The organism is Pseudomonas sp. MF6767 (assembly GCF_016405475.1).
GTDB classification, from domain to species: domain Bacteria; phylum Pseudomonadota; class Gammaproteobacteria; order Pseudomonadales; family Pseudomonadaceae; genus Aquipseudomonas; species Aquipseudomonas paracarnis.
The window spans coordinates 25,941-47,626 of record NZ_JAEKCY010000008.1; the positions used below are offsets into that span (position 1 = coordinate 25,941).

Consider the following 21,686-nt stretch of genomic DNA (forward strand, 5'->3'; position numbering starts at 1 on the left):
AAGGTCTTAATATCCGAGGCGCATCCAATGCGGGAGGCGCGAAATGGCAGCGTTAAAAAAGGTGTGGTATTTCTGGTGATAGCTCCGTTGGTCCGTATCGGAATTATCTGACCGTTTTTTAGTCTTTGTCGGGCTTACATCCGTCTATATCGACCTCGCGGCACTAAAGATTAACCATAGGTGACGAAATGCCTGACTCCACACAACTGCTTATCGGTGCAGGCCTTGACGGCCAGCCCATCGCCCAGTCCATGCGCCTGGCCAACCGTCATGGGTTGATCGCCGGCGCCACAGGCACCGGCAAGACCGTCACCTTGCAGCGCCTGGCGGAAGCCTTCAGTGATGCGGGCGTGGCGGTGTTCGCTGCCGACATCAAAGGCGACCTCTGCGGCCTGGGCGCCGCCGCCAACCCCCAGGGCAAAGTGGCCGAGCGCATCGCCGGTATGCCCTTCCTTGATTACACGGCCCAGGCGTACCCGGTCACCCTGTGGGATATCCACGGCCAATCCGGTCATCCGTTGCGCACCACCATCAGTGAAATGGGCCCGCTCTTGCTCGGCAGCCTGTTGGAACTCACCGACAGCCAGCAGTCGGCGCTCTATGCGGCGTTCAAAGTGGCCGACCGCGAAGGCCTGTTGCTGCTGGACCTCAAGGACCTCAAGGCACTGCTCAATCACCTGCGCTATCACCCGGAACTGCTGGGCGAAGACGCCGCCTTGATGACCACCGGTTCCAGCCAGGCCTTGTTACGACGCCTGGCGGTGCTGGAGCAGCAGGGCGCCGAAGCCTTGTTTGGCGAGCCGGCCCTGCAACTGGAGGATATTTTGCAGCCCGCCAGTGATGGGCGTGGTCGCATCCACCTGCTGGACGCCAGCCGCCTGGTGCATGAAGCGCCGAAGGTCTACGCGACCTTCCTGTTATGGCTGCTGGCAGAGTTGTTCGAACAATTGCCGGAACGCGGCGATGCCGACAAACCGTTGCTGGCGTTGTTTTTCGATGAAGCGCACTTGTTGTTCGCCGATACGCCAAAAGCCTTGCAGGAGCGCCTGGAGCAAGTGGTGCGCCTGATCCGTTCCAAAGGGGTTGGCGTGTACTTCGTCACCCAGTCGCCGGGCGACCTGCCGGATACGGTACTGGCGCAACTGGGCCTGCGCATCCAGCACGGTTTGCGCGCATTCACCGCCAAAGAGCAGAAATCCTTGCGAGCGGTGGCGGACGGTTTTCGGCCCAACCCGACATTCGATACCTTGTCAGTGCTTACAGAATTGGGCACTGGTGAGGCATTGGTGGGAACCTTGCAGGAAAAGGGCACGCCGGAAGTCGTCCAGCGCGTACTGGTTGCTCCCCCGCAATCGCGGATCGGGCCGCTCACCGAAGCCGAACGTAAAGCGTTGGTTGCCAGTTCGCCGCTGTTGGGGCGCTATGACAAACCAGTGGATCGTGAGTCTGCCTATGAGGTGCTGATGGCCCGCAAGGAGCTTGGGCCTGCCGAGCAGGCTGCTCCGGCCGCCGAAGAGCCGAGCTTCACCGACAAGGCGGGTGCATTCCTGGGGACCACGGCGGGCAAGGCGTTGAAATCAGCCATGCAGCAGGCCGCCAATCAGATGGGGCGCCAGTTGGTGCGGGGGTTGCTGGGTTCGTTGCTGGGCGGCAGCAAACGCAAATAGCGCTTCAGGCTTTGGGCCGGGCATGGGCGGCCAGCCGTTCCAGGGCAGCGCGCAACCCCGGGTCGTTGATCCCTTCAGCAGTGGCCTGAAGGGTTTCGGCGGCCGTTTCCGACAGGTCCATGGTATGCCCCACTGCGCCTTGCGGCACGGTGGGTGGCTGTACCTTGAACTGAATGCGCGTCAAATTGGCAAATTCGTCGAACGCCATCAACTGGCGCTGCAAGCGCTTCTGTTGGTAGCGCAAGCGGGTCGCCCAATGCCCATCGGTGACAATTAATAGCAGGTTGCCTTCACGCCAGGAGGCGACGTGACAATGTTCCCGGGCGGCCGGCTGCAGTTGGCTTTCCAGCAGGCGTTGCAGATGGCCCAAGCGTTGCGCCTGGCCGAAGATAGCTTTCAGCGGTTTGGCTTCGCGGAGCAACGCGCCGGGCGCGCGGGCTGTGAGAGGGCGAAATGCCATGTTTAGACACCTTAGGTAACAGAGCGGCTATCTTAGCAGAAAGCGCCTGTATGCCCTGAGGCTCTGCGTCGGCAGGGCTTTCTCCGTCAAATCAATAAGTAACTTCTGCGCCTGGTGGGTTGAAGTTCCAGCAAAAGCCCTTATTTTAAACATGCCCTCTCACTATGCCGTGCCTGTCTCAGGGAACAACGCCACTTTCCTCACCCACGATTCCGGGTAGAATGCGCGTTCGCAATGCGGCCGTGAGGGCTGCTCGGGCCACTCACGGTGCGCCCTCCATCCCTATGTGTGGAAGAACCTGCCGATATGTTTGCGCCTTTGTTAAAGAAACTTTTTGGAAGCAAGAATGAGCGCGAAGTCAAACGCATGCTCAAGACGGTGCAGCTGGTCAATGCCTTCGAAGAGCAGATGGTTGCTCTGTCGGACGAGCAATTGCGCGCCAAGACCCAAGAGTTCAAGGCCCGCATAGCCAAAGGTGAAACCCTCGACAAGCTGCTGCCCGAAGCCTTCGCGGTTGCCCGTGAAGCCGGTAAGCGCGTCATGGGCATGCGCCACTTCGACGTCCAGTTGATCGGCGGCATGACCTTGCATGAAGGCATGATTGCCGAAATGCGCACCGGTGAAGGCAAGACCCTGGTGGCAACCCTGGGCGTTTACCTCAACGCACTGTCCGGCAAGGGCGTGCACGTTGTGACGGTGAACGACTACCTGGCTCGCCGGGACGCCAACTGGATGCGCCCGTTGTATGAATTCCTCGGCCTGACCGTCGGCGTGGTAACGCCGTTCCAGCCGCCGGAAGAGAAGCGCGCCGCGTACGCCTGCGACATCACCTACGGTACCAACAACGAATTCGGTTTCGATTACCTGCGCGACAACATGGCGTTCAGCATGGATGAAAAATTCCAGCGTGAACTCAACTTTGCCGTGATCGACGAAGTCGACTCCATCCTCATCGACGAAGCCCGTACCCCGCTGATCATCTCCGGCCAGGCCGAAGACAGCTCGCGCCTGTACACCGAGATCAACAAGTTGATCCCGCGTCTTGAGCAGCACATCGAGGAAGTGGAAGGCGTGGTGACCAAAGAAGGTCACTTCACCATCGACGAGAAGACCCGCCAGGTCGAACTCAACGAAGCCGGTCACCAGTTTGTCGAAGAAATGCTGACCCAGATCGGCGAACTGGCCGAAGGCGAAAGCCTGTACTCGGCGCACAACCTGGGCCTGTTGACCCACGTGTACGCTGGCCTGCGCGCCCACAAGCTGTTCCATCGCAACGTCGAATACATCGTGCAGGACGGCCAGGTGGTACTGGTTGACGAGCACACCGGTCGTACCATGCCCGGTCGTCGTCTGTCCGAAGGCCTGCACCAGGCCATCGAAGCCAAGGAACACCTCAACATCCAGGCCGAAAGCCAGACGTTGGCGTCCACCACCTTCCAGAACTACTTCCGTCTGTACAACAAGCTGTCCGGCATGACCGGTACGGCCGACACCGAAGCGTTCGAATTCCACCAGATCTACAACCTGGCCGTGATGGTCATTCCGCCGAACAAACCGTTGGCGCGTAAAGACTACAACGACCTGGTGTTCCTGACCGCCGAAGAGAAATACGCGGCGATCATCAACGACATCAAGGACGGCATGGCCAAGGGCCGTCCGATCCTGGTGGGTACCGCCACCATCGAGACCTCCGAGCACGTGTCCAACCTGCTCAACAAGGAAGGCATCGAGCACAAGGTACTGAACGCCAAGTTCCACGAAAAAGAAGCCGAGATCATTGCCCAGGCCGGTCGCCCAGGCGCACTGACCATCGCCACCAACATGGCCGGTCGTGGTACCGACATCCTGTTGGGCGGCAACTGGGAAGTGGAAGTGGCCTCGCTCGACAACCCGACGCCTGAGCAGATCGCCCAGATCAAGGCCGACTGGCAGAAGCGTCACCAGGCTGTGCTGGAATCCGGTGGCTTGCAGGTGATCGCGTCCGAGCGTCACGAATCGCGTCGTATCGACAACCAACTGCGTGGCCGTGCCGGCCGCCAGGGTGATGCCGGTTCCAGCCGTTTCTACCTGTCGCTGGAAGACAGCCTGATGCGTATCTTCGCATCGGACCGGGTGAAGAACTTCATGAAAGCCCTGGGCATGCAGTCCGGTGAAGCGATCGAGCACCGCATGGTGACCAACGCCATCGAGAAGGCCCAGCGCAAAGTAGAAGGCCGCAACTTCGATATTCGCAAGCAACTGCTCGAGTTCGACGACGTCAACAACGAACAGCGTAAAGTGATCTATCACATGCGTAACACGTTGCTGGCCGCCGACAACATTGGCGAGACCATCGCTGATTTCCGTCAGGACGTGCTCAACGCCACTGTCAGCGCCCATATTCCGCCACAGTCGCTGCCTGAGCAGTGGGATGTTGCCGGCCTGGAAGCGGCATTGAAGAGCGACTTCGGTGTGGACTTGCCGGTTCAGCAATGGCTGGACGAAGACGACCACCTGTATGAAGAAACCCTGCGCGAAAAACTGATGGCCGAGTTGCTGGCGGCGTACAACGAGAAAGAAGAGCAGGCGAGTGCCGAAGCTCTGCGCACCTTCGAGAAACAGATCGTATTGCGCGTGCTGGATGACCTGTGGAAAGACCACCTGTCGACCATGGACCACCTGCGCCACGGTATCCACCTGCGTGGCTACGCCCAGAAGAACCCGAAGCAGGAGTACAAGCGCGAGTCGTTCACGCTGTTCTCCGAATTGCTGGATTCGATCAAGCGCGATTCGATCCGCGTGCTGTCCCACGTTCAGGTGCGTCGCGAAGACCCGATCGAGGAAGAAGCACGCCTGCGTCAGGAAGCCGAAGCACTGGCGGCGCGCATGCAGTTCCAGCATGACGAAGCGCCGGGCCTGGATGAGCCTGAAGCATTGGGTGAAGAGGTCGATGTGGCCCTGGCCCAGACCCCGGTTCGGAATGACCAGAAGCTGGGCCGCAACGAGCTGTGCTACTGCGGTTCGGGCAAGAAATTCAAACACTGCCACGGCCAGATCGAATAAGATTTTCGCCTGACGCTGCAACACCCCGCGCCGCGACCGGCCTTTGCCGTCGCGGCGTTTTGCCATTAATTCCCACCGTCGATAGCGACGGCACAGACATCACCTATTTTTGAGGAGCGCATTCATGGCTGTTGGTCTTGGTCCTTTGCCCACGTTGCACCCGGTTGCCGGTTTTGAACTCGGTATCGCTTCGGCGGGCATCAAGCGCCCGGGGCGCAAGGATGTGGTGGTGATGCGTTGTGCGGAAGGCTCGACCGTGGCGGGCGTGTTCACCCTCAATGCCTTCTGCGCCGCGCCGGTGATTCTGGCCAAGCAGCGCGTGGCCGGGTCGATTCGCTACCTGCTGACCAATACCGGCAACGCCAACGCGGGCACCGGCGAGCCCGGCCTGGTGGCGGCGGCGCGCACCTGCGCCAAGCTGGCCCAGTTGACCGGCGTCGATGCCAGCCAGGTGCTGCCGTACTCCACCGGTGTGATCGGTGAGCCGCTGCCGGTGGAAAAAATCGAAGGCGCCCTGCAAGCCGCGCTCGATGATCTGTCTGTGGATAACTGGGCGGCTGCGGCTACCGGCATCATGACCACCGATACCTTGCCAAAAGGAGCGAGCCGTCAGTTCGTGCATGAGGGCGTGACTATCACCGTCACCGGTATCAGCAAGGGCGCAGGCATGATCCGTCCGAACATGGCCACCATGCTCGGTTATATCGCCACCGACGCCAAAGTCTCCCGTGATGTGCTGCAACGCCTGATGCTGGACGGCGCCAACAAGTCGTTCAACCGCATCACCATCGACGGTGATACCTCCACCAACGACTGCTGCATGCTGATCGCCACCGGCCAGGCCAACCTGCCGGAAATCACTTCCACCGAAGGTCCATTGTTCGCGGCGTTGAAACAGGCAGTGTTTGAAGTGTGCATGGACGTGGCCCAGGCCATCGTGCGTGACGGCGAGGGCGCGACCAAGTTCGTCACTGTTGAAGTCAACGGTGGCGGCAACCATCAGGAATGCCTGGATGTGGGCTACACCGTGGCGCACTCGCCGCTGATCAAGACCGCGCTGTTTGCTTCGGACCCGAACTGGGGCCGTATCCTCGCGGCTGTCGGCCGTGCTGGCGTGCCGGACCTGGACGTGAGCAAGATCGACGTGTTCCTGGGTGACGTGTGCATCGCCAGCCGTGGCGCCCGCGCCGAAACCTACACCGAAGCCCAGGGCTCGGCGGTGATGCAGCAGGAAGAAATCACCATCCGTATCGAACTGGGTCGTGGTGACTGCAGCGAAACCATCTGGACCACCGACCTGTCCCACGAGTACGTGAAGATCAACGCGGAATACCGTACCTGAAAATGACCCTCCCCCTGTAGGAGCGAGCTTGCTCGCGAAAAACTCAATGCCATCGCGGTTATCCTGGATGCACGCGTTATCGTTGACGTTCTTCGCGAGCAAGCTCGCTCCTACAAAGGGCTACGACGAGAGGAAGCAGTGGCGTGAAACGAGTGCATGTAGCAGCAGCGGTGATCCGCGGTGTCGATGGCAGGATCCTGCTGGCGCGCCGTGCCGATACTCAGCATCAAGGCGGGCTCTGGGAGTTTCCCGGCGGCAAGGTGGAGGCTGATGAGTCGGTTGCCACGGCTTTGTCCCGTGAATTGCAGGAAGAGCTGGGCATCCAGGTCACTACGGCGCGGCCGCTGATCAAGGTGCAACATGACTATCCGGACAAGCAGGTATTGCTGGATGTCTGGGAAGTCTCGGCTTTTACCGGCGAGCCCCATGGCGCTGAAGGGCAGCCGTTGGCGTGGGTGGCACCGCGGGACCTGGTCAACTATGAATTCCCGGCGGCGAATGCGCCGATTGTCGCCGCGGCACGCTTGCCCGCCGAATATCTGATCACCCCTGGCGAGCTGGAAACCCCGACGCTGTTGCGCGGTATCCAGAAGGCTATTGCCGGTGGCATCAAGCTGGTTCAACTGCGTGCGCCCAACGGCTATGACCCCAAATACCGTGACCTGGCGGTAGATGCGGTGGGCCTGTGTGCCGGCAAGGCGCAATTGATGCTCAAGGGGCCGTTCGAGTGGCTGGGGGATTTCCCAGCTGCCGGCTGGCACATGACCTCGGCGCAGTTGCGCAAATACGCCAGTAAGGGCCGCCCACTGCCCAAAGACCGTTGGCTGGCGGCTTCGTGCCACAACGCGGAAGAGCTGGCCCTGGCAGAAATGATGGACGTGGATTTCGTCACCCTGTCGCCGGTGCAGCCGACCCAGACCCATCCGGATGCCCAGCCGTTGGGGTGGGAGCAGGCGCAGCAGTTGATCGCCGGGTTCAGCAAGCCGGTGTTTCTGTTGGGCGGGGTTGGGCCGGCGCAGCGGGAGCAGGCCTGGGAGGCTGGTGCGCAAGGTGTGGCAGGTATTCGAGCGTTCTGGCCGCAGGTGTGATGATCATTCCCACGCTCTGCGTGGGAATGCCTCCTGTGACGCTCTGCGTCATGTTTTGGACGCGGAGCGTCCCTTGATACATTCCCACGCAGAGCGTGGGAGCGATCAGGTCAGTGTGGCTTGGCCGCCGCCTGCCACAACACTTCCGCAACGCCTTGGCGCTTGGCAATCACCCTGGCCGCCACAAACAGCAAATCCGACAACCGATTGATGTACGCCAACCCCACACCCTCCAGTGGCTCCACCGCATTCAAGTGCTGACAGCGGCGCTCGGCGCTGCGCGCCAGGCTGCGGCACACATGGGCCTGGGCAATCAGGGCTGAGCCGCCGGGCAGGATGAAATTCTCAAGCGGCCCGACTTCCTCGTTCCAGCGATCAATCGCTGCTTCCAGCCGATCCACTTCCGCCGCATTCAGCGCCTTGTATACCGGCATCGCCAGTTCACCGCCCAAGTCAAACAGACGGTGCTGGCAAGGCGTGAGCACTTCAATCACGTCCTTCAACGCCGGGTGCTTGCCGCTTTGTTCTTCAAGGTTGGCCAGCAGCAGGCCCAGTTGGCTGTTCAGGGTATCCACCTCGCCAATCGCTTCCACGCGTGGATGGTCCTTGGGCACGCGGCGGCCGTCGCCGAGGCCGGTTTCGCCTTTGTCGCCGGTACGGGTGTAGATCTTCGACAGGCGAAAGCCCATGGTCAGTGCTCCAGTTGGGTAAGTTCAGTGGGGGGCAATTGGCTGCCGGCCAAAGGCAGGCGCAAGGTAAAGCAGGTGCCCTGGCCCAGGGTGGAATGCACTTCCATCTGGCCCTTGTGGTTGTTGGTGATGATGAAATACGACACTGACAGCCCAAGCCCGGTACCTTGGCCGATTTCCTTGGTGGTAAAGAAGGGTTCGAACGTGCGCTTGCGCACGTTTTCGCTCATGCCTATGCCGTTGTCTTCTACCTGGATTTCTGCCCACGGCGGGTTCAGACGGGTGCGCAGGATAATGCGCCCAGGTTCGCTGTCGTCTTCACGCAGGTGAATGGCCTGGGCGGCGTTCTTCAACAGGTTGAGCAGCACTTGTTCCAGCTCGTTGGCGGTGCCGGGTACCGGGCCCAGTTGCGGATCGAACTGGCGGATGATCGCCTGGCCCTTGAAATCGAAACCAATGGTCAGGTCGAAGTCGTTGCCAGCGATGTCCACGGCCTGGTCGATCAGCGCTGGCAAATCACAGGGCGCCATCTGGCGATTGCTGCGGCGGCTGAAGCTGAGCATGTGGGTAACGATTTTCGCGGCACGCGCCCCGGCCTGCTGAATGCCGTCGAGCAGTTGCGGGACTTCGCGGCCTTGCAGGTATCGGTTGACCGTCTCCAGCTCGATGCCCACCTGTTCGGCAAGTTCAAGGTTCTTGGGCAGCTCGGGGGACAGGCGCCGCCGAATGTTCTGCACGTTATGCAGGATCGCGCCCAACGGGTTGTTGATCTCATGGGCCATACCTGCGGCCAGGCCGCCCACGGAGAGCATTTTTTCCGATTGCACCATCATTTCTTCCAGGGACAGGCGCTGGGTGATGTCGTCGATTCGGATCACCACACCGCGCCCGGCGCCGCCCATCAACGGGTAGAACGTCAGCGCATAATGCTTGGGCTCGTCGTCCTTGATCCAGGTGACCCGTTCTATCCGCTCCACTGTGTGCTGCTCCACGGTGGCCTTGATCTGTGGCAGGTACGGCTTGAGCGGCTGGAAGGCCAGGAACACCGGCTGGTTCAGGGCTTCGTCCAGACGCGTACCGGAGAGGGCGGTAGCTTCCTGGTTCCACTGGGTGACATAGAGTTGTTCGTCCAGGGCGATCAGCGCCGAGGGCATCGAGTCAATGATGCTGTTCAGGTAGTTCTGGAAGCCCGTGAGCTTTTTCTCGATCTTGCTGCGTACCTGGACTTCCAGTTCCAGCTTGCGGTTGGTATGCCGGGTTTCTTCGGCCAGGCCCTGAGCCTGGTCATACGCAGCCTGGGAGTCGTCGCGTGCGCGTTTGAGTTGCTGCTCGCGGGCTTCAATGCGCGACAACATGGTGTTGAACGCTTCGGCCAGGCTGCCGATTTCATCACGGTTGCCACGCCCGGCGCGTAAAGCGTAGTTCTCCTCGCGGGTCACCTGGCGGGACAGTTCTTCAAGTTCATGAATTGGCCGTGTGATCAGGCGTTTGATCTGCCGGGCGATGACCAGCCACAACAACACACTGAAAATCAGGATGCCCAGGCTGGCGGTCAGCGTGCCGGTATAGAACGCCACCGGCAGCTCACTGCTGGCCACCAGCAACAAATGCCCCGAAGGCTGAGTGCCACGGGGCAGGGTGATGACCTGGTTGCTGCGAAATTCAGTGAGGCGCCACGCTTCGATATGCCGGTAGTGGTCCGGCAGGTGCAGGCGGTCGCCGTGCTGCATCTGCGCCAGGCGGTTGCCTTCGCCATCGTACAAAGCGGCGGCGCGCAACGGTGAATAGCTGGTCAGCTCATTGAGCAGCGCCTCGGCCTTGGTCGGAGACTCAAGGGCCTCGGCGGCAAGCGCGGGGTTGGACACCAGTCGACCAATGGACTGCAAGGCCTGGGGGGCCATGCTTTCCTGGGAGATCCAGTAGGCGGCGCTGATAAACGTCAGGTTGGCCACCAGCAATACGGTGGTCAACAACACCAGCAGGGCCGCCAGCAGTTTCTGCCCTACCGGTAGATTTTCAAGACGCTGGCGCAATGGCATCAGGGGTTTCCCAGGTGATAGACAGGTAGGCAGGGTAGCGCGTGCCTCAGTCGCTGGCCAATCCGCGTGTGCGCAGATATTCGACCAGGCGCGCTTGCAACTGTTGCAGGTGCGGCAACACCAATTGATGGCGGGCCGCCGCCTGGCAGGCATAGCCCAGCAGGTAGCTGATCTCGGTACGTCGGTGGTTGGCCACGTCCTGGTGCATGGACGAGTAATTGGCCGCCGTGGCCTGGATCACCCGCTGCACTTCGCTGTGCAGGTCCTGTGCGGCAGCAGGTTGGCCGCAGCATTCCAGCAGCTCGGCCAATTCAGCGCACAAGGTTGCCACTTCACACGCGTGGGCTTGCAAACCGCCGTTGCGGCACTGGTAAAGCACGGTCAGCGGGTTGATGGCGCAATTGAGCGCCAGCTTGCGCCACAGGCGTGTGAGGATATCACTGGCCCAATCGTGGGGAATGCCGGCCGCTTGCAGGTCGTTCAGCCACAGCGGTGGCGTGGGGTGGCTCGCATCCCCCAGCCAGGTGTAACCATGGCCGGCAAATACCACCCGCCAGTCGCCTTCGCGAAACGCGCCTTCGGTACTTGAGGCATAGATGCAACGGGCCAACGGCACTTGTGCAGCCACTGCGTCCTGGCTGCCAAGGCCGTTTTGCAGCAGGATCAGTTCGGCGTCGGGCGCAAGTCTAGGGTGCAACTGGGCGATAGCGCTTTGAGCATCGTAGGCTTTGCACGCGACCAGCAGGCGATGAATCGGCTCCGGGCTGTCAGGCGTTTCACCGACTACCGGGTAAGTCTGTTCCACACCCTGCTCGACCAGGGTCAGCCCTTGGCCGGCTCGATAGTCGGCCAGGCGCGCCTCATTGCGCAGAATCAGCCTGACGGGCACCCCCGCACGTGCCAGCCGCGTGGCCCAGAGGGTGCCCAGGCTGCCGGCGCCAAGAATATGCCACGGGGTCGACATCAGTGTGTACTCCATAAGGTCGCCAGCGGTGAACGGCGCGAAAGAACCGCTATAATGCCCCGGCATTTTAGCTCGGGCGCGCTCCATCTCTACTGAGCCCGCCCCTTATATTGGAGAAATCACATGCCTTCGTTCGACGTGGTATCTGAACTGGACAAACACGAAGTCACCAACGCCGTCGAGAACGCCGTCAAGGAACTGGACCGTCGCTATGACTTGAAAGGCAAGGGCAGCTTCGAATTCAAGGAAAAGGAACTGACCGTCAACCTGACCGCTGAAGCCGATTTCCAGCTGGAAGCGATGATCGAGATCCTCAAGCTGGCCCTGGTCAAGCGCAAGATCGACGTGCAGTGCCTGGAAGTCAAGGACGCCTACGCCTCAGGCAAACTGATGAAGCAGGAAGCCGTGCTCAAGGAAGGCATCGACAAAGAGCTGGCCAAGAAGATCGTGGCGCACATCAAGGACGCCAAGCTCAAGGTCCAGGCCGCCATCCAGGGCGAGCAGGTTCGTGTCACCGGCAAGAAGCGTGACGACCTGCAAGAGGCCATCGCGGCCCTGCGCGCCAAGACATTTGACATGCCGCTGCAGTTCAATAACTTCCGCGACTGATGGCACTTTGGGGAACCTGTGGGCACTTTTGGCGTCCCACGCCCCAGCATCAGTGCCTACAATTGAGCCCTTCGGGGCTCAATTGCGTTTTCAGGCAGTCAATACAGCCTTATCGCCGCACAACAGGAGAAAGTAGATGGATTTGAACGCTGAAATGGATCACCTGATCAAGACCTCCCAGTCTTGGCTCCCCATGATCATGGAATATGGCAGCCGCGTATTGCTGGCGTTGGTCACCCTGGCCATCGGCTGGTGGCTGATCAACGTCTTGACTCACCGCGTGGGCCGTCTGCTGGCCATGCGTAACGCTGACTTGGCACTGCAACACTTCATCACCAGCCTTGCTAACATCGCGCTCAAAGTCATGCTGGTGGTCAACGTGGCCTCGATGATTGGTGTGGCCACCACCTCGTTCGTTGCGGCGATCGGTGCCGCTACCCTGGCAATCGGCCTGGCCTTGCAAGGCAGCCTGGCGAACTTTGCCGGCGGCGTGTTGATTCTGTTGTTCCGCCCGTTCCGTATCGGTGACTGGATCGAAGCCCAGGGTACCTCGGGTACCGTCGACAGCATCCAGATCTTCCACACGGTGCTGCGCACCGGCGACAACAAGACGGTGATCATTCCCAACGGCAGCCTGTCCAACGGCCTTATCACCAACACCAACCGCCAGCCGACCCGCAAGGTTGTGTTTGACGTGGGTGTGGACTATGAGGCGGACCTGCAGAAGGCCCGTGAAGTGCTGCTGGCTTTGGCTGAAGACCCGCGTGTACTGAAGGACCCTGCCGCCGTGGCGGTGGTGTCGACCTTGGGCGACAGTTCCATCACCGTCTCCCTGCGTTGCTGGACCAACACACCGGATTATTGGGACGTGATGTTTATGTTCAATGAGCTGGCGCGTGACCGTTTGAAAGCGGCCGGGATTGATATTCCGTTTCCGCAACGGGTTATTCGAGTGATGCAGGAAAGTGCGCCGAAGTAACTTGGCGTGATGCTATCGAAGTTGGCCGAAAGGTCAGCTTTGAAAAAATAGTTACTTAGCTTGCTAGTTGTTTGGTTGATTGAAATAAAACTGCAATAAAAAAGCCGCTCCCTGTTTAAACAGAGGAGCGGCTTTTTGTTTAAGGCCGAAGCCTCAAGTCATCGTTGTAATTGAACCGGCAATTACAAGATGTTCAGCGGGTAGTTGGCGATCAGACGCAGCTCGTCGATCGACGGCGAACCGTAGTACACGCCATCACCGGAACGGTAAGTCGCTTGACGCAGGCGCAGGCTCAGGTCTTTTGCCGGGCCGCTCTGGATCACGTACTTGGCTTCGATGTCGCGTTCCCACTCTTTGCCATTCGAGGTGGTGCCCGTATTGGCGCCGCTACCGGTTACATAACGGGTCATGAAGCTCAGGCCCGGAATGCCGAAGGTTGCCATGTTGATGTCATAACGCGCCTGGTAGGACTTTTCGCCTTCGGCGTTGAAGTCGGAACGGGCGATGGAGTTGGCCAGGAACACAGTGCCGCCGCCGTCTACGCCGTAACCGTAGTCGCCGTCACCGGTGACTTTCTGGGCTGCCAGGGTGAAGGTGTGAGCACCGATGGTGTACGCGCCCTGCAAGCTGAAGGCGCGGTTGTCGAGCTTGGTCACGCCATCTTTCTCTGCGCGTTGCAGGCCGGCGCCGTCGCTCTTGGTGTCGTAGATGTTGAAGTCCAGGGCGAACGACTGATCATCGCTCAGGGCGTGGGTCCAGTTCAGGTTGCTGTAGTACTTGCGGAAGTAATCTTCGGTTTTCGCGTAGTACAGGCTGCCGGTGACTTCTGGAGTGAAGGCATACACACCGCCGACGAAGTCGGTTTTGGTCAGGCCCAGGCTGTCGTGGTAGGTTTGGTTCTGCGCGACGCTGGAAGTGAAGTGACCGCCTTCAAGCTTCAGGCCCTTGATTTCGTTGCTGGTGATGGAGATACCTTGCGGCAGCTCTGGCAGCAGGCGGCTGTCGTCGGAGGCAAACACTGGGGCTGTGGTGTATTGGTCACCGACTTTCAGCACAGTGTTGGAGATGCGGAACTTCACCGCGCCGCCGCCTTTGGAATAGTCATCTTGCGAGCGACCGTCGGAACCGGTTGGGAACAGGCCGGTGCCGGCGCGGCCCTTGCCGCTGTCGAGCTTGACGCCCATCAGGCCGATCACGTCGACACCGACACCAATGGTGCCTTGGGTGAAGCCCGATTCGTACAGGGCATTGAAGCCCAGGCCGGTTTCTTCAGCACGGCTCTTGGAGCCTGGGCCCGACGGGTTGTTACGGAAGTCACGGCTGAAGTACAGCGCGCGAGTATTGATGCTGAACGTACTGTCTTCAACAAAGCCCTTGGAATCGTCCTGGGCGGACGCCATTGCGAACTGCGAGGTGCCTGCTGAAACAGCCAGGGCGATCATGCTCCACTTCATCACGCGCATCGTGATTTGCTCCTTTGGTTTTAGGAAGAGTACTGCCGTCCCACCTGTATTTTTATCTGGGCGGCTCTTTCTTTTTGTGTCGGCGCAAAGTTATCTCACGCAGACCCTATTGACGATACTTACTCAATTATCCTTTCAGCTTCTTTACGAGGCTGTCGTAAATCGCTAGATCCATGTCGCAAATTCACAGCCTGAAATGTATCCAGGCTGACAACTTCAATGCTGTTTTCAGACTTCTTTCAAAGTTTGAACGCATCCCTGATACACATTGAAACGCCACTATTTTTATCGCGAAACACCTGTGTCCAAACGGGTGTCGTTGCCGACGATATGGGGGTGAATGCAACAAGCGTGCTCAAACCACTTACCGAATGTCATTTTTTCGTGAAAAGTGTGATGAGCCTGTAAAAACCGCATAAGCACGGGGGTTTTACGCCATTTCGGTTGGGCTTGACGCCAGGGTGTTACCCCGGTTCGGTGGTACCTGAATCCTGTACCTGGGTAAAACGTTACCGGTTGACCCTTATCAGTGGGTAATCGGCGGATCCCTTTGAGGCACAGGTGGGTTATTTTGGTGCATCCCGTTGAGGCCCGGCCTAGCGTTGCTCACCTGGGCTGTTGCCTCTAAAGGGTGCATCTTTTTGCCTGGTTGCCTCAAGGCCGCCAGCATTGCCCGTGAAGCCTTGGGCATTCGAAGGTATGCTGGGCACCTGTTACCGACCTGCCGAACGGAGTGCCACGTGTTCGCCTTAGATCAACGCCTGCAACAAGATACCTTGGCCATTGGGGACTTCCCGCTCTGTCGCCTGCTGCTGTCCAATGACGCCAATTACCCCTGGTTCATCCTGGTGCCGCGCATCGAAGGTATCAGCGAAGTGTTTCAACTGGATGTCGCAGATCAACAAACCTTGTGGCAAGAAACGACGGCCCTGGCGCAGCTGCTTAACGACGGGCTGGCGGCCGACAAGATGAACATCGGCGCGCTGGGTAACGTGGTCAGCCAGTTGCATGTGCATGTGATTGTGCGCAAGCGCGACGACGCCGCCTGGCCAGCCCCGGTGTGGGGCAAGCACCCGGCCCGGCCCTACACCGAAGAGCAGGTGGCCGCGACTCGCAGCCGATTGCGCGAGCTATTGCCTGCCGACTTCATCTTTACCCAGGACTGAACCATGGACCTGCAAGAACGCGTCACCGACCTGGAAAGCCGCCTGGCCTTCCAGGACGACACCATTGAGACCCTCAACGACATCCTGGTCACCCAGCAGCGGGCCGTCGAACGTCTGCAATTGCAAATGACTGCATTGCTCAAGCGCCAGGAAGAAATGGGCGGGCAGTTCGAGTCATCCGAAGAGGAAGCGCCGCCGCCACACTATTGAGTGCGCAAGCAATAAAAAAACCGCGACCCAGCCAAGGCTGGATCGCGGTTTTTTTTTGCTGCGAGGGCTGGGATCAGCGACGCGGCAGGGCAGCGATGACATCTTCGGCTTGCAGGCCCTTGTCACGGTTCATCACCGAGAACTCTACGCGCTGGCCTTCGACCAGGACGCGATGGCCTTCGCCACGAATGGCTCGGAAGTGGACGAAGATATCGTCGCCCGAGTCGCGGGAAATGAAGCCGAAGCCCTTGGAGGTGTTGAACCACTTGACGGTCCCGGTATCCCGGTTGGTCATGTCATAGTTTTGCGACGCGGCCGCTGGAGACGAGCGGTAGAAGCTGATGGCCAGGTGAAGAACGATGGCGACCACAGCGATCACCAGGCTGAGCAGGATGGCCGGATGGCCCCCGACTTCAGGCATGGGCGCCAGGAGGGTGAGGGTTTGTACGACAACAGTCAGCACCAGCAGCGCACTGACCAGGTTTTGCAGTTGATGACGCGTGCCTTTGTTCCAGTAAGGGATTACCGGCGCGAGCGTCAGGTTAAGAAGGCCGAACAAGGCCAGGTACAGGGCGTCGTGTTGTTCCAGGTAGGGCAGGCTTTCAGGCTGCAGGCTCGGAATAAAGGACAGCAGCAAGGCTGCGACGCCCGTTAGCAGGTGGACGATTTTCAACATTTTGGTTAACTCACGTTAAGACGGATCACAAGGAAGAGCTGACTGGCACGGTTCGCTTCTGAACAATGGGAGGCGTTGAGCACGTGCGCGGGTATCAGCCTATGTGACGTGCCGCAGGAATAAACGGCAGCCACACCGCGTCTATTTAACAGCAAAGGCTGTGCCTACTCAAATCAAGCATTTCGGGGTGTTGCCACGGCCAAGGCATTTCTGCGTCAAACGCTTGTCCTAGACAGGTGCGGGATTTTTTCAGTGGTGGCCTAGACCCTTCCTACAGGTAAATAGGCTTGCCAAGTCAGATCCCGCAGTCGGTGCGGGGCGATTTGCCGCATGCAGCCCGAGTGTGTCGGGCTGCACGTGGCGCACTCTCTTGCTAGAGTGGAACTGCACCTGATCAATGAATGCTCGTCAATTGAAGGGGAAACACATGGCAATCGATATTGGTATCAGTGAAGAAGACCGTAAATCCATCGTCGACGGACTTTCCCGCCTACTCTCCGATACCTATGTTCTGTATCTGAAGACCCACAATTTCCATTGGAACGTCACAGGCCCCATGTTTCGTACGCTGCACCTGATGTTCGAAGAGCAGTACAACGAGCTTGCGCTGGCAGTGGACTCCATCGCCGAGCGTATCCGTGCCCTGGGCTTCCCGGCGCCGGGTGCCTATTCGATTTACGCCCGCCTGTCTTCCATCAAGGAAGAAGAGGGGGTGCCGAGCGCCGAAGAGATGATCAAGCAGTTGGTGGCCGGTCAGGAAGCAGTCACGCGTACCGCGCGAGGCATCTTCCCATTGCTCGACAAAGTCAGTGATGAGCCGACGGCGGACCTCTTGACCCAGCGTATGCAGGTTCATGAGAAAACCGCGTGGATGCTGCGCTCCCTGCTTGAAAACCAGTAACTGTCGAACCCAGGCGGCGCCTTTTCGGCGCCGCCTGCTGGTTTCCCTGCGCTTCCTGGCGTTGTCCTACAACTAACAACTCCCCGTCTTCTGGCTGCTCTGCGCTGGCTGCTGTTTTATAGGCCATCGTCCAATGGGAGAAGCCCATTGGCTGCTGTTTGGCAATGGAGTGTCAGGTGTATGTCACGTGGAGTGGGTAAGGGAATGATGGAAGCCTGTGGTTTTCACAAGATAAAGGTCGACCCTTTTACCAAGGGTTTTGATATGGGGCTGGCCAAGCCACTGTCCCGTTCGGTCAGGCTCAATGGGTTTTCTACCTGCCTGCGGCTTGAACAGATCTATTGGAATATCCTGACGGAAATCGCCAGGCTCAATACCTGTTCGGTCAGTGCGCTGTTGTCCTATGTCGATCGGGAAGTGCATTTGCGTTACGGAGGCGTGAAGAACTTCAGTGGGCTGGTGAGGGTGGTGTGCGTGGTTCACGTCCTCAAAGGTCGGGGCGCCCTCACGTCCGGGGATACGCTCGCGCAGTAGTCCGATGGCCGGGCCTTCAGCCCGACGGGCCGGGTCCTGGGCACAAAGCCGGCTGCGCTGTATTGATTTACCAGATATAATCCCGCGCTTTGCTGCGCATGCCGGGCTTTATGCACAGGGCAGGGCGTGGCGCTGTAACGATCTGATCGCCGAGACATCTCCATGCCCATGTACGACTATCAATGCGCTTCCTGTGGTCATCAGTTGGAAGCCATTCAGAAGATCAGCGCCGCGCCGCTGGTCGATTGCCCTGCCTGCCAGGCACCTGAGTTGAAGAAGATGTTGTCCATGCCGGGCTTCCGCCTGAGCGGCAGCGGCTGGTACGAGACTGATTTCAAGACCGGTGCCAAGAAGAACCTGGCCGGCGGCGACAAAGCAGACTGAGTTGAACTCTACGCGCAGGCTCCTGCATTATCCGTCCCCTGCTTTAATGTGCGGTGACGAGGCGGGCCTGCCACCGAATTTCGAATTACGAGAAGTGAAACCACGACCATGATGCGCAGCCACTATTGCGGCCAACTGAACGAGACCCTGGAAGGTCAGGAAATCACCCTTTGCGGATGGGTTCACCGTCGCCGCGACCACGGCGGGGTAATCTTCCTCGATATCCGCGACCGTGATGGTCTGGCCCAGGTAGTGTTCGACCCGGACCGCGCCGAAAGCTTCGCCGCCGCCGACCGCGTGCGCAGCGAATACGTAGTGAAGATCACCGGCAAGGTACGCCTGCGTCCGGCCGGTGCCGTGAACAAGAACATGGCGTCCGGCGGCATCGAAGTGCTGGGCTATGAGTTGGAAGTGCTGAACGAGTCGGAAACCCCGCCGTTCCCGCTCAACGAATACTCCGACGTGGGCGAAGAAACTCGCCTGCGCTACCGTTTCCTGGACCTGCGTCGTCCGGAAATGGCCGAGAAGCTGCGCCTGCGCTCGCGCATGACCACCAGCATCCGCCGCTTCCTGGATGAAAACGGCTTCCTCGACGTCGAAACCCCGATCCTCACCCGGGCCACCCCGGAAGGCGCGCGCGACTACCTGGTACCGAGCCGTACCCATGCCGGCAGCTTCTTCGCCTTGCCGCAATCGCCGCAGCTGTTCAAGCAACTGCTGATGGTGGCTGGTTTCGACCGCTACTACCAGATCGCCAAGTGCTTCCGTGACGAAGACCTGCGTGCCGATCGCCAGCCGGAATTCACCCAGATCGACATCGAGACCAGCTTCCTCGATGAAAAAGAGATCATGGGCCTGACCGAGCAGATGATCCGCAACCTGTTCAAGGAAGTCCTGGACCTGGAGTTCGGCGAATTCCCGCACATGACCTTCGAAGAAGCCATGCGCCGCTACGGTTCCGACAAGCCAGACCTGCGTAACCCGCTGGAGCTGGTGGACGTGGCCGACCAGCTCAAGGACGTCGACTTCAAGGTGTTCAGCGGCCCGGCCAACGATCCTAAATGCCGCATCGCCGCCCTGCGTGTGCCTGGCGGCGCGAGCATGCCGCGCAAGCAGATCGACGACTACACCAAGTTCGTCGGCATCTACGGTGCCAAGGGCCTGGCGTACATCAAGGTCAACGAGCGCGCCAACGGTGTCGACGGCCTGCAGTCGCCGATCGTGAAAAACATCCCTGAAGCCAACCTGAACACGATCCTCGATCGCGTCGGTGCGGTTGACGGCGACATCGTGTTCTTCGGTGCCGACAAGGCCAAGATCGTCAGCGAGGCCCTGGGCGCGCTGCGTATCAAGCTCGGTCACGACCTGAACCTGCTGACCTGCGAATGGGCGCCGATGTGGGTTGTGGACTTCCCGATGTTCGAAGAGAACGACGACGGCAGCTTCAGCGCCTTGCACCACCCGTTCACCGCACCGAAGTGCTCCCCGCAAGAGCTGGAAGCCAACCCTGCAGGCGCGCTGTCCCGTGCCTACGACATGGTGTTGAACGGTACTGAACTGGGTGGCGGTTCGATCCGTATCCACCGCAAAGAGATGCAACAAGCGGTCTTCCGCCTGCTGGGCATCAACGAAGCGGAACAGGAAGAGAAATTCGGCTTCCTGCTCGACGCCCTGAAATACGGTGCGCCGCCGCACGGTGGCCTGGCGTTCGGCCTGGACCGTCTGGTGATGCTGATGACCGGCGCCCAGTCGATCCGTGAAGTGATCGCCTTCCCGAAAACCCAGAGCGCTGCGGACGTCATGACCCAGGCTCCGGGTGTGGTTGATGCCAAGGCACTGCGCGAGCTGCACATCCGCCTGCGCGAGACGCCGAAGGCTGAGTAAGGCTGCAGCGTGAAAGCGCGATAAGGTTGTACGCAGTCAAAAAGGCGCATCTTCGGATGCGCCTTTGCGTTTAAAAGAGGGAAATCTCGCCTGGGGCGGGATTGATAAGGTTTCTAGAGAATTCGGAGTTGTGTTATGGCTGGCCATTCCAAGTGGGCGAACATCAAGCACCGCAAAGAGCGTCAGGATGCCAAGAAAGGCAAGATCTTCACCAAGTGGATTCGCGAACTGACCGTCGCTGCCCGTCAGGGTGGCGGTGACCCGGGCTCCAACCCGCGTCTGCGCCTGGCGCTGGACAAGGCGCTGGGCGCCAACATGAGCCGCGACATCATCGACCGCGCCGTGGCCCGTGGTGCTGGTGCGGCCGACACCGACGATATGGTCGAGCTGACCTATGAAGGCTACGGCCCGGGCGGTGTGGCGGTGATGGTCGAATGCATGACCGACAACCGCAACCGTACCGCGGCAGCCGTGCGCCATGCGTTCAGCAAGTGTGGCGGCAACCTTGGCACGGACGGCTCGGTGGCCTACCTGTTCGAGCGCAAGGGGCAGATCACCTTCGCACCGGGCACTGATGAAGACGCGCTGATGGAAGCCGCGATGGAAGCGGATGCCGATGACGTGGTCACCAACGAAGACGGCTCCATCGATGTGTTCACCTCGTTCGCCAGCTTCTACGCCGTGCGTAATGCCCTGGAAGCCGCTGGTTTCAGCGGCACCGACGCGGAGATCGTGATGCTGCCGACCACCAGTGCCGAACTGGACCTGGACGGTGCCCAGAAGGTGCTGAAGCTGCTGGACATGCTTGAAGATCTGGATGACGTGCAGAATGTGTATTCGAATGCCGACATCCCTGAGTCTGTGGCCGAACAGCTCGCTTAAGAACGATGAATATCCGCTGTGGGAGCTGGCTTGCCTGCGATAGCATCACCTCGATTTGACAGAAGCACCGAGGTGCCCGCATTGCAGGCAAGCCAGCTCCCACAGGGCTTCTATGCTGTTACACAAATGTGTGCCTGGCACATACCGTTGTAAATCCAACCCGCAGGCGTTATGACTTTAATCCTAGGTATCGACCCCGGTTCGCGCATCACCGGTTTTGGCGTGGTGCAGCAGACCCCACGCGGCTGTGTGTACGTCGCCTCGGGCTGCATCCGCACTGGCGCAGGGGAATTGGCCGAGCGGCTGCAGATCGTCTATCGCGGCGTACGTGAAGTCATCCAGACCTACGGCCCGGTCACCATGGGCATAGAGAAAGTCTTCATGGCCAAGAATGCCGACTCGGCGTTGAAGCTCGGGCAGGCCCGGGGCGCTGCCATCGTGGCAGGTGCCGAGGAGGGCATGGAGATCGCTGAATACACCGCGACCCAGGTCAAGCAGGCCGTGGTCGGCACCGGTGGCGCCAACAAGGAGCAGGTGCAAATGATGGTCATGCACATGCTCAAGCTCACTTCAAAGCCGCAGATCGACGCCTCGGATGCCCTGGCCATCGCCATTTGCCATGCCCATACCCGCTCCAGCCTGTTGCCTCACGGCTTGGGCGCAGCACGTAGTCGTGGCGGGCGGCTGCGTCTCTGATAGCATCAGCG

20 protein-coding genes are annotated in these 21,686 nt (G+C 59.8%); 14 read left to right on the forward strand and 6 right to left on the reverse strand.

Annotated features, from left to right (window positions below; translation table 11 throughout):
• Positions 1-188 precede the first annotated feature (188 nt).
• The gene (locus JFT58_RS14620) at positions 189-1,667 is read left to right on the forward strand and encodes a helicase HerA-like domain-containing protein (protein ID WP_054898007.1); all 1,479 of its coding nucleotides are present in this window, start codon (positions 189-191) and stop codon (positions 1,665-1,667) included.
• Between the two features lie 4 nt (positions 1,668-1,671).
• Here JFT58_RS14620 and JFT58_RS14625 read toward each other — a convergent pair whose 3' ends face one another.
• A complete protein-coding gene (locus JFT58_RS14625; protein WP_034128591.1) occupies positions 1,672-2,127 on the reverse strand; it encodes a DUF721 domain-containing protein in 456 nt (151 codons plus the stop codon).
• 306 nt (positions 2,128-2,433) lie between these two features.
• Between JFT58_RS14625 and secA the strand changes: the two genes are divergently transcribed.
• The 3 genes from secA to JFT58_RS14645 all read left to right on the forward strand — a co-directional run bounded on the left by secA (position 2,434) and on the right by JFT58_RS14645 (position 7,599).
• Positions 2,434-5,169, forward strand: a complete 2,736-nt coding sequence (gene secA / locus JFT58_RS14635) for a preprotein translocase subunit SecA (RefSeq protein WP_014719726.1) — start codon at positions 2,434-2,436, stop codon at positions 5,167-5,169.
• Positions 5,170-5,293: 124 nt separating this feature from the next.
• Positions 5,294-6,511 (forward strand): bifunctional glutamate N-acetyltransferase/amino-acid acetyltransferase ArgJ, encoded by a 1,218-nt coding sequence (gene argJ, locus JFT58_RS14640; RefSeq protein ID WP_054918425.1) that lies wholly within the window; start codon positions 5,294-5,296, stop codon positions 6,509-6,511.
• Positions 6,512-6,654: 143 nt separating this feature from the next.
• The gene (locus JFT58_RS14645; RefSeq protein ID WP_047711674.1) at positions 6,655-7,599 is read left to right on the forward strand and encodes a Nudix family hydrolase; all 945 of its coding nucleotides are present in this window, start codon (positions 6,655-6,657) and stop codon (positions 7,597-7,599) included.
• Between the two features lie 110 nt (positions 7,600-7,709).
• Here the strand turns inward: JFT58_RS14645 and JFT58_RS14650 are convergent, their stop codons facing one another.
• Genes JFT58_RS14650 through JFT58_RS14660 form a run of 3 tightly spaced genes read right to left on the reverse strand, consistent with a single transcriptional unit; the run spans position 7,710 to position 11,291 of the window.
• Positions 7,710-8,288 carry a cob(I)yrinic acid a,c-diamide adenosyltransferase gene (locus tag JFT58_RS14650; RefSeq protein ID WP_032895497.1) on the reverse strand — a complete coding sequence of 193 codons (579 nt, stop codon included), beginning with the start codon at positions 8,286-8,288 and terminating at the stop codon, positions 7,710-7,712.
• A 2-nt stretch (positions 8,289-8,290) separates the two neighbouring features.
• Positions 8,291-10,327: a sensor histidine kinase gene (locus JFT58_RS14655; RefSeq protein WP_054898005.1), complete on the reverse strand. Its 2,037-nt coding sequence runs from the start codon at positions 10,325-10,327 to the stop codon at positions 8,291-8,293.
• Between the two features lie 46 nt (positions 10,328-10,373).
• Positions 10,374-11,291, reverse strand: coding sequence for a putative 2-dehydropantoate 2-reductase (locus tag JFT58_RS14660; RefSeq protein ID WP_054898016.1), 918 nt, complete (start codon positions 11,289-11,291; stop codon positions 10,374-10,376).
• 123 nt (positions 11,292-11,414) lie between these two features.
• Between JFT58_RS14660 and JFT58_RS14665 the strand changes: the two genes are divergently transcribed.
• Positions 11,415-11,900, forward strand: a complete 486-nt coding sequence (locus JFT58_RS14665) for a YajQ family cyclic di-GMP-binding protein (RefSeq protein WP_003193880.1) — start codon at positions 11,415-11,417, stop codon at positions 11,898-11,900.
• 136 nt (positions 11,901-12,036) lie between these two features.
• The gene (locus tag JFT58_RS14670) at positions 12,037-12,879 is read left to right on the forward strand and encodes a mechanosensitive ion channel family protein (protein ID WP_054898004.1); all 843 of its coding nucleotides are present in this window, start codon (positions 12,037-12,039) and stop codon (positions 12,877-12,879) included.
• 182 nt (positions 12,880-13,061) lie between these two features.
• On the opposite strand, the gene JFT58_RS14675 is transcribed toward JFT58_RS14670, so the two are convergent.
• A complete protein-coding gene (locus JFT58_RS14675; protein WP_034128586.1) occupies positions 13,062-14,342 on the reverse strand; it encodes an OprD family porin in 1,281 nt (426 codons plus the stop codon).
• A gap of 740 nt (positions 14,343-15,082) precedes the next feature.
• Between JFT58_RS14675 and JFT58_RS14680 the strand changes: the two genes are divergently transcribed.
• Positions 15,083-15,508 carry an HIT domain-containing protein gene (locus JFT58_RS14680; RefSeq protein WP_054898003.1) on the forward strand — a complete coding sequence of 142 codons (426 nt, stop codon included), beginning with the start codon at positions 15,083-15,085 and terminating at the stop codon, positions 15,506-15,508.
• 3 nt (positions 15,509-15,511) lie between these two features.
• Positions 15,512-15,718, forward strand: coding sequence for a SlyX family protein (locus JFT58_RS14685; RefSeq protein ID WP_005790924.1), 207 nt, complete (start codon positions 15,512-15,514; stop codon positions 15,716-15,718).
• Between the two features lie 73 nt (positions 15,719-15,791).
• On the opposite strand, the gene JFT58_RS30590 is transcribed toward JFT58_RS14685, so the two are convergent.
• Positions 15,792-16,394, reverse strand: coding sequence for a cold-shock protein (locus JFT58_RS30590; protein ID WP_003193875.1), 603 nt, complete (start codon positions 16,392-16,394; stop codon positions 15,792-15,794).
• A gap of 427 nt (positions 16,395-16,821) precedes the next feature.
• Here JFT58_RS30590 and JFT58_RS14695 point away from each other — a divergent pair, with 427 nt between their 5' ends.
• From JFT58_RS14695 to ruvC, 6 genes are all read left to right on the forward strand, one after another.
• Complete coding sequence (locus JFT58_RS14695; RefSeq protein ID WP_003193874.1) at positions 16,822-17,295, forward strand: Dps family protein; 474 nt, start codon at positions 16,822-16,824, stop codon at positions 17,293-17,295.
• Positions 17,296-17,475: 180 nt separating this feature from the next.
• Positions 17,476-17,829, forward strand: a complete 354-nt coding sequence (locus tag JFT58_RS14700; RefSeq protein WP_034128584.1) for a ribbon-helix-helix domain-containing protein — start codon at positions 17,476-17,478, stop codon at positions 17,827-17,829.
• Positions 17,830-17,991: 162 nt separating this feature from the next.
• Positions 17,992-18,213 (forward strand): FmdB family zinc ribbon protein, encoded by a 222-nt coding sequence (locus tag JFT58_RS14705; RefSeq protein ID WP_003193872.1) that lies wholly within the window; start codon positions 17,992-17,994, stop codon positions 18,211-18,213.
• Between the two features lie 108 nt (positions 18,214-18,321).
• Positions 18,322-20,097: an aspartate--tRNA ligase gene (aspS, locus tag JFT58_RS14710; protein WP_005790914.1), complete on the forward strand. Its 1,776-nt coding sequence runs from the start codon at positions 18,322-18,324 to the stop codon at positions 20,095-20,097.
• Positions 20,098-20,232: 135 nt separating this feature from the next.
• On the forward strand, positions 20,233-20,979 hold the full coding sequence (locus JFT58_RS14715; protein ID WP_034128583.1) for a YebC/PmpR family DNA-binding transcriptional regulator: 747 nt from the start codon (positions 20,233-20,235) through the stop codon (positions 20,977-20,979).
• A 171-nt stretch (positions 20,980-21,150) separates the two neighbouring features.
• Positions 21,151-21,675, forward strand: coding sequence for a crossover junction endodeoxyribonuclease RuvC (ruvC, locus tag JFT58_RS14720; RefSeq protein ID WP_019821257.1), 525 nt, complete (start codon positions 21,151-21,153; stop codon positions 21,673-21,675).
• Positions 21,676-21,686: the final 11 nt, after the last annotated feature.